Raw genomic sequence first — 8,485 nt, 5'->3', positions numbered from 1 at the left:
GTCCCTTGCGGCGTAGTTCTTATTTAAGCCGTCCAAGTTTTGGGGTGCAGTTCATTCTGCAGGGGCTTTTCTTCTGGTAGCTTCTGGTACGATTCGACCTCAATAGTACATCTGATCCAATCAAGAGCGCATGGAGTGTGAAGAAGGCTCTCGGGGATTTCCTTGTTTTCCCCTTCTTGATTTATAAAGCTGGGGGCATTTCCAACGGGTGGATAATGGATTCACTTCGATGGCGGAGTTGACGGTAGCGACCATGGCGATGTGCGAAATCACAGTCAAGTCCGACTCCCCGGAAAGCGATTCGATGGACTGGAAGAATACAAGGAATGCCAACCTCTTCGATTCCGTCGAGCGCAATGTGCTAAACCGTCGGTTTCTCCTCGGCATCCTGCTCGAACTCGACAAGGGCTTCGGATATCTGTCTGCTGGTGGGAAGCGCGAAGCGCTCTCTGCGCGACACGATCTCATCGAACATCGGGACAAGGAACGCCCGGACCTTCGCCTCTTGGAACTGCGATGGGAGCGTTTCCTCCATCAGCGCCTTGAACTCTTCCGGCTTTACGCCGTCTAGGACGGCAAGCAGCTCGTCCATCTCGCGTCCGTCGAGCAGGTACTCGACCGCCATGCACGACACCGTGGCGTTGAAGTACCGCCCAAAAGACGCGCTGTCGCCCTCGAACAGTATCCCGCCGACTACGCCCGCGGCCACTGTGCCGACCGTTCCGCCGACCATGCCGCCCGCGAGGCCGACGATGGTCCCCACGCCGGGCGACACCGCCGTGCCGGCCACGGCACCGACCTTAGCCGCCGCGATTCCTGCCGCGGTGGCGCCGGCGATTCCCCCGGCGACCGAGGTGGCTAGGCATGCCATGTTCTGGGCGTACTGGGCGCCACTTGCCTTGCCCTGGAAGAGCTTGTAGGTCTCGGGGACCGAGAACACGGCGAGAGTCACCGCTGCCGAGACGGCATTGCCCCTTAGCATCTTCGCAAGCTGCTTGGAGGCGGCCGCCCCGCTGATGGCGGTCTTGCCCGTAAGGGCGCGCAGGCCGTTGACGATTGTGGCGGACGCCTTGAATCCGAGCTTGCCGACCACCGCCTGGCTGGGCGCCATCAAAGCGTTGGAAAGCCCCGTTCTGGAGAGCTGCGAGACGACCATATGCTGGGCAAAGGACAGGCCGAACACCTGGACGCCGGCAGCGATGCCCGCCTGGACGGCGCCGGTGATGTCCCTGGTCTCCCTGTATGCCATGAACGTCGTCGCCAGAAACGACAGGCCGAATGCGCAGGAGCATGTGACCGCGCCGGTCGCAGCATCATACTTCAACGATTCCGCCGTTCCCGGCTTGGCGAGGTTCACCGCCTGGTCGTATGTGAGCTTGCCCTTGCGGACGATCTTCTTGGCGTCCTTGGGGTCGCTGACGCCGGGGACCTTGCCTTGGCTAATCTTCTTCTCAAAACCGCGGAGCACCTGCTGGTACTGGTCTTTCGGGACTTCGAGCTGCATCGGCGTGCGGTCTTCTGTGAGGTATCGATACTGATGGCTGCTCGAATCGAAGCATGCCTCGAGGGAGCCGCGTGCCGTCTTGTAGTACTTGGTCTGGATCAGAACTCCGTCGACACTTCGGTCGGGGCCGTTCTTCGCGTTGTCCCTCCCCAGAATCTCGGCCTGGTGTCCCTGGAGCCTGTCGATGATGCTGTTCGCCTCCTCGGCAAGTTCTCCGTGGCCCGCAGGGTTGTTGACCGCCGCACGTTGCTCGACGAAGACCTCCCCGTTGCTGTTGATGGTCGCCGCCGCCGCGACTGTCGCGGCTTTGACCGCCGCATCGCCCACCGTGGCAAACCCGCTGTCGATGCCGGCGGCGCGGTCATCCTCGAGGCCGCGGAGCGCCTGGCAGCGAGATACGAACTGGCCCCGGCACGCTTCGTCGACGGTGAGCGCAAGGTTGCCTTCACCGTCGGAGGCGAAGGAGCCGGGCTCGAAATACGCCCACTCGAAGTAGAAAAGGCGGGACTGCCTCTGTTCCTTCCCCGGGACGGCGAACGCGTCGGCGTCCGCCTTGATGTAGACGCCCTTTTCGGTCATGGCGATGCCGCTGGGCCTGAGGTCGAACTCGGCGTCGGCCCAGACGTCGGTCTGTTCCCTCGGTATCGGGAAGGTTGACTTCACCTTGGCGGCATTGGCTTCCGTCAACGGGAGCGGAGACTCCTGGAACGAGCCGAGTAGCTCCTGTGCGCGGGTGCCCTCAATCGCCCTCAGGGCTTCCTCTACCTTGGGCGCGTACACCGCCTTCCCCGCATCAAGTCTTTCGGCCTCTATTTCGTCGAGGGCGGCCTTCGCGCCGCCCGCCGCCCCTGCGACCGCCGCGCCAGCCGTTGTCGCCGCGTCCACGATCGTAGCGCCTGCCGCTACCGCCACACCAGATGCCCCCTCGGCAATCATGGTCGCCGCCTCGCCGGCAGTCTTAGTGGCCCTCTGAATCTCCTGCAGCGGGTCGAAGCCTTTGTCGAATATGCTCATGGACGATTCTTTCTCGTGGGCGGATAGACAGTCCGAATCGCGTTGTTTCTCATACGAGCGCTATTATAGCTTTGCGTTTTTATGCCTTTGGTTCAGCTGCCAAACCCGGCGAAGGAAACTCGAGCAAGATTGTCAAACATTGGGCGGTACAGGGGGGCACCCACAATCGCCTCCATATCGACAAGGTGCAGCCGTGTGGGGGCTTCGAGAGGGCAATTGACTGCATTCAAGACACTCGGTTTTCTCCCCTACCGTCATCGTTGCCGCTGCGGCACGTTGCGGATTGACCGGTTCGCTCCATCGTACGCTCCTGCTTGCAATATCAATCCCCATACGAAGGGAGTGTCGCATATGTATGCAGCGGCACGGAACCTTCGGGGGGGGGGTATCTCCTAGGAGTACCCGCCTCCGAGGACAGTCAATCATCGAGTACGTCCTGATTATCGCGGTCATCGGATTGGTGATCGTGTTCGCGGGGCCCGGCGTGGCCGGAGCCATCCGAAACCAGTTCAACCTGGTCGGCAACACACTCAATAGCGGGACTAATGGAGGCATGGAGGGCGGCGGCGCATTCGGCGGAGGCTCCGCCGGGGCCGATTCCGCGACCGTTCAGGCGGCTGTGGCCAAGGACGCGAAGGACTGGACGCTTGATGAGCAGAAGGCGGTCGCCGAGGATATCGCCGCCAAGGGCGAGGCATCGCCGGCGTACGCCAAGGCGAAGGCCGCCATGGATGCCGGCACCAAGTTCACGATGAAGCTCACCGACGGCAAGACGCTCGAGTATAAGATTATCGGCATCAACCATGATGATTTGGCCGACGGCTCGGGCAAGGCTGGTCTTACGTTCTTGACCAAGAACGAAGCAATTGGCAAATATCTCATGAATGCCGATAATACCGCCGTCGGCGGATGGGAGAAGTGCGAGCTCCGCGCGAAGATGAACTCCGGCGAGATCTGGAACCTGATGCCCTCAGACTTCCAGTCCAAGGTGAAACCGGTCAGGAAGCTGACGAATAACGTCGACGGAGCCGACAAGAATGCCGCCATCACAGCAACAACCGACAAACTGTTCCTGCTCAGCTACTCCGAGATCGTCGAGACCCCCCAAATCAGCTTCGGCTGGTCTGAGTATCCTTGGATTGGCAAAGAGGGCACCCAGTACGAGGCTTTCAGGGATAAGGATATCAATAACAATGGGGACAACGATTGCCTGACGTTGCCGGCGCGCGGCGAGTGGTGGGAGCGTTCGCTGCATCCGCAGTATTCTGTGTTCTTCGGAAGCGTCGGAAACGACGGCTTTCCCGGGGATAGCAACTTTGCGGCGGGTTCGAGTTTCGTCTGCCCGGCTTGGTGCTTCTAGACATTTTGTCCTATAAGCCGACATATGGATATAGGCCTGTGCAACCCCGCGCGGGCCTTTCTTTTGGCAAGCATACGAACAATTTGGGGTTCATGGCACAGGTAATCGGGTTGAAGAGAAATGGGGTCATACAGCGGCTCTCAGACGCCTGCCGCACTCCCCCACCATTACTACTGCGGCGCCCTCGTAAAGAGTTCATCCTGCCTTGCGTTTCATTGCAACCATTCACTTGTCCACCGATCAAGTGAACTACTGGAATAAATACAGCGACACGCTTGTTCGTTATAGTTGCTATATCTGTATAAATCGCCCCGATAAATACAGACTGTACTCGGCTGTATACCAGCTACGCGTATGTAGATTCTTACCGCTTTAATAAATCGGCCCAAGCGCGTGCAAAACGCGCAAGTAGCCGCAAAAGGCAATTATCGCGCAGGTAGATTTTTGGCACCCTGTTGCTTAATCAAAATTAAGCAATTGCTTAAAACAAAAAAGGTCAGGCACTAGGTGCCTGACCTGCGAAACTTCTGGTCGGGACGACTGGATTCGAACCAGCGACCCCTTGACCCCCAGTCAAGTGCGCTACCAAGCTGCGCCACGTCCCGAAGCTTTTGTTTGTTGCTCTGCTCTCGCTCGCAACAGGGAGTATATTAACCCGAAACTTTAGACTTGTGCAAGAACTTTTTTACAATTTTTGAAGCAAGTCCAAAATTGTATCTGCGAGCTGGGGTTTTGTTAGTACGGGAAGTTCTTGCGTACCCGTTGTGCTCACAATCCAGGCCTTGTTGGTGTCGGTCCCAAAGCCCGAATCGGTGCGTGAGACATCGTTGGCGATTATTACATCGCACCCCTTGCGGGCCAATTTGCGCTCTGCGTACTCGACAACGTTATCGGTCTCGGCCGCAAATCCGATCACGCATCGCTCGCCCTTCTGGCGCGAGAGCTCGGCCAAAATATCGACCGTCTCGACCAGTTCGATGCGATCCAGGCGCTCGTTGGCCTTTTTGAGCTTATGGTCCGCAGGGGCCGCGGGGGTGTAGTCGGCGACGGCGGCCGCACAAATTGCCGCATCGGCCGTCTGGAAGGCGCTCAGGGCCGCCTGGAGCATCTCTGCGGCGGTCTGCACGCGCACGCACTCCACGCCGCAGGGCACATCGAGTGATGTCGGTCCCAACACGAGCGTGACCGCAGCGCCGCGGCGTGCGGCCTCCCCCGCCAGGGCGATGCCCATCTTGCCCGAAGAGCGGTTGCCAATGAATCGCACGGGGTCGATCGGCTCGTGCGTGGGACCGGCGGTAATTACGATGCGCTTACCCGCCAGGTCCTGTGGCGCGGGGTTGAGCACCTCACAGACAGCCTCTACGATGTCCTCGGGCTCGCTCATGCGTCCCGTGTCCACGTCGCCGCAGGCAAGGTAGCCGCTGCCCGGACCCACCACATGGACACCGCGCTCGCGCAGCGTGGCCATGTTGGCCTGCGTCGCCGGCGCCTTCCACATGCCGTTGTTCATAGCGGGTGCGATCACGATGGGTCGCGGCGTCGCAAGCAGCGTGGTGGAGATGAGGTCATCGGCGACGCCGTTGGCCATCTTGGCGATGATATTGGCCGTCGCGGGCGCCACGACCACCAGATCGGGCTCCTGCGCCAGCGAAATGTGGTGGATGGGGTCGGAGGGATCGTCGAATAGGCCCACCGCGACCGGCTCATTGGTGAGTGCGCGGAAGGTAAGCGGCCCCACAAACTCGGTGGCATGCTCGCTCATAACGACCTTGACGCGCGCGCCGCGCTTTTGCAGCAGGCGCACGATATTGCACGACTTATAGGCGGCGATCCCGCCGGTAATGCCCAGCAGGATCGTATTTCCCTCAAGTTGCATTGAATTGTTGGGTGCCGCCATCGTTTAAGCTTCCTTGCTCGGGAGCACCAGGAGGCGGTGGCAGTACGGGCAGTGCGTAATTGACCTACCGTCGTGGTTGAGGTCGCTCATGGACGATGCCTGCAGCGCGGTGTGGCAGACCGTGGGGATGTTGCCCTGGATGGTCTCGACGGCCAGGCCACGGAACTGCTTGAGCAGACGCTCGTAGTCGGTGAGAACGTCGGCCGGCAGCGTGGCAGCAAGCGCGGTGCGCTCCTTAGCGGCGGCGTCAATCTGAGCCTGCAGGTCGGCAGCCTTGGCGCGGGCGGCCTTGGTATCGGCCTTCACGCCCTCCTCGAACTTGGCGATGATTGCCTGCGCGCGGGCCTCGCGGTCGAGCGCCTCCTTATGGGCGACAACGACGTCCTTGCGGGTGTGTTCAATCTTGTCCAGACGCTTGGCCAGGGTGGCGAGCTCGTTTTCCAGGTCCTGAACCTCGCGGTAGTCGGAGCCGTCGACGTGGCGCTTCTTGGCAGCCTCGATGGCGTTGTTGGTCTGAATCTCGGTGGTATTGAGATCGTCGAGCTCAATGTCCAGATCCTTGCGCTGGGCGTAGAGCTTGGTCATCTCGGACTTGAGCTTCACATAGGTCTTGCGCTTGGAAGCGAGCTCCTTGAGCTCCGGCATATTGGCAAGTTCACTCTTGTTGCGGGCGAGCTCCAAATCGATCTGTTGCAGCTTGAGTAGCGTAGCGCCGGCGCTCATAAGTTCTCTCCTTTTGTCACAGTCCACCATTGGCAAGGGTTCAGTATTTTAATCGCATGACGGGGGTCGACCCCGGCGTCAACTGCAGAGTTCATCAATATATCAACGAACGGCTCCTCGGAGCGGTCGTGGCCGAGCAAGATCACCGGTAGCCCACGCAAGGCAAGGTCCTGCGCCACGTGATAGCCTGCCTCGCCCGTCACGACAACATCCGCACCGGCGGCGATGGCAAGTTCGCCAAAGTCACCGAGGGAGCCGCCCAGAATGGCGACGGTGCGGCACGAGCGCTCGGCATCGCCCCATACACGCGGGTCGCTTCCGAAGGCCGTGGCAGCACGGGCGGCAAGATCGCGCAGCGTGCACGGGTCGTTGAGCGTCGCAAGCGCGCCAAGGCCGGTCGACTCGGGGTCGTCTACGTGCTCCAGCGAGCTCACGGGCACGGCGTCCAGCAGCTCACTTAGGCAGGCACGCGCCTCGTGCGAGCGGTCCAGATTGGTGTGGAGCGAAATAATGCTCACGCCGCAACGAGCCGCCTCGTACAGCGCAGCGCTGCACTGGGGGCGTGACGCATCCGCCGGACAAAACGCCTCGGGCGCCTTGATATAGACGGGGTGATGCGTCAGCAGCACGTTGGCACCGGCATCTTGTGCGCGGCGAACATTAGCTTCGGTCGCATCGAGTGCGCAGGCCACGCCAGCAATCTCGGCGGCAGGGTCGCCCACGGAGAGCCCTACATGATCCCAGCCCTCGGCGTCCGCCTTGGGGTAGCGCGCCAGCAGCGCACGTTCAAGCTCAGCGACGATCATGCGGCACCCACGATCGAGAGCAGCGTCCGGGCGAACTCGTCCAGATCGCTCGGATTCACGCGGTCATCAAAGGAAATGCGCAGTGCTCCCAATGCCTGCTCGCGACCGATGCCCATCGCGCTCAAAACGTGGCTCGGGTCCATGCTGCCGCTCGAGCAGGCAGAGCCGGCCGAAACCTCAAAGCCGGCGGCGTCGAGCTTGACGATGAGCTCCTCGGAGTCCATGCCGTCGACGTAGATCGAAACCATACCCGGCAGACGGTCGACCTGCTCGTAGTCGCCCATGGTGGCATGAATGCGTGGATGGGCCGTAAGCGTGGCGTAGAGTTTGTCGGAAAGGGCTTGCAGCTTTTCGCGCTCCTGAGCCACTTGGGGCACCAGCGTGCGGGCAGCAGCGGCAAAGGCTAGCTGCGTGCGCAGGTCCTGTGTGCCGGCGCGACGTCCGGCTTCCTGTCCGCCGCCAAAGATGCGGGGGCGCAGTGGCGTGCGGGTCTTAACGTAGAGCGCGCCGGATGCCACAGGACCGCCAATTTTGTGGGCCGCGACGGACATAGCATCGACGCCCAGCTCGGTGACATCGAGTGGAATGTGCAGATAGCCCTGGATAGCATCGGTGTGGAACACTGCGCCCACGGTATGAGCGGCCGAGGCAAGCTCGCGGATGGGCTGCACCACGCCGGTCTCGTTGTTGGCGACCATAATGCTCACGAGCGACACGTCGTCGCTCAGCAAGTCGCTCAGCGTGGCAGGCTCAATGTAGCCCGCGCGGCAGGGCTGCACCAGGTCGACGGTAAAGCCGGCGGCACGCAGCAGCGGCAGGTTGTCCAGAATCGAATCGTGCTCGATGGCCGAAACGATTACACGATCGCGCTTGCGATCGCGCTGACGAGCGCCCTCGGCAAGACCGAGCAGCGCCAGCTGGTTGGCTTCGGTGCCGCCGTTGGTCAGAACAATCTCGGACGGGCGGACGCGTGCGCCAAAGCTATGGGCGATCTCGCGACGGGCAACCTCCAGGCGCGCGGCGGCCTTGCGGCCGAGCGAGTGCAGCGAGTTGGGGTTGACGCCGGCAAGCTCGCTGTCGTCATATTCGCGCTGCGCAAGGAGCGCCTCGGCGCGCATGGGCGTCGAGGCGGCGTAGTCAAGATTCACGGGTATGCGGTTTTGACCTGCGGTCATAAGGGT

General features: G+C 61.2%; 6 protein-coding genes and 1 tRNA gene. 1 reads left to right on the top strand and 6 read right to left on the bottom strand.

Features of this window, described 5'->3' with window-relative positions; all coding sequences use genetic code 11:
• Positions 1-361: 361 nt before the first annotated feature.
• Positions 362-2,518, bottom strand: a complete 2,157-nt coding sequence (locus tag JMJ97_RS08590) for a hypothetical protein (protein ID WP_260699927.1) — start codon at positions 2,516-2,518, stop codon at positions 362-364.
• Between the two features lie 484 nt (positions 2,519-3,002).
• Here JMJ97_RS08590 and JMJ97_RS08585 point away from each other — a divergent pair, with 484 nt between their 5' ends.
• A complete protein-coding gene (locus tag JMJ97_RS08585) occupies positions 3,003-3,878 on the top strand; it encodes a DUF6273 domain-containing protein (protein ID WP_260699926.1) in 876 nt (291 codons plus the stop codon).
• Between the two features lie 528 nt (positions 3,879-4,406).
• Here the strand turns inward: JMJ97_RS08585 and JMJ97_RS08580 are convergent.
• From JMJ97_RS08580 to JMJ97_RS08560, 5 genes are all read right to left on the bottom strand, one after another.
• A tRNA-Pro gene (locus JMJ97_RS08580) sits at positions 4,407-4,483 on the bottom strand.
• 80 nt (positions 4,484-4,563) lie between these two features.
• Entirely contained in the window at positions 4,564-5,775 is a 1,212-nt protein-coding gene (coaBC, locus tag JMJ97_RS08575) for a bifunctional phosphopantothenoylcysteine decarboxylase/phosphopantothenate--cysteine ligase CoaBC (RefSeq protein ID WP_226790602.1), read from the bottom strand.
• Between the two features lie 3 nt (positions 5,776-5,778).
• Positions 5,779-6,498: a zinc ribbon domain-containing protein gene (locus JMJ97_RS08570; RefSeq protein WP_006236021.1), complete on the bottom strand. Its 720-nt coding sequence runs from the start codon at positions 6,496-6,498 to the stop codon at positions 5,779-5,781.
• Positions 6,495-7,304 carry a Nif3-like dinuclear metal center hexameric protein gene (locus JMJ97_RS08565; RefSeq protein ID WP_260699925.1) on the bottom strand — a complete coding sequence of 270 codons (810 nt, stop codon included), beginning with the start codon at positions 7,302-7,304 and terminating at the stop codon, positions 6,495-6,497. Before JMJ97_RS08565 ends, JMJ97_RS08570 begins: the two co-directional genes overlap by 4 nt.
• The gene (locus JMJ97_RS08560) at positions 7,301-8,479 is read right to left on the bottom strand and encodes a cysteine desulfurase family protein (protein WP_217108097.1); all 1,179 of its coding nucleotides are present in this window, start codon (positions 8,477-8,479) and stop codon (positions 7,301-7,303) included. The genes JMJ97_RS08565 and JMJ97_RS08560 overlap by 4 nt, the downstream gene beginning before the upstream one ends.
• Between the last annotated feature and the right edge of the window lie 6 nt (positions 8,480-8,485).

The organism is Collinsella aerofaciens, from assembly GCF_025289055.1.
In the GTDB taxonomy this organism is placed as follows: domain Bacteria; phylum Actinomycetota; class Coriobacteriia; order Coriobacteriales; family Coriobacteriaceae; genus Collinsella.
Note: the sequence above shows the minus strand (reverse complement) of the source record. Positions and strands in the feature narration are given on the sequence as shown.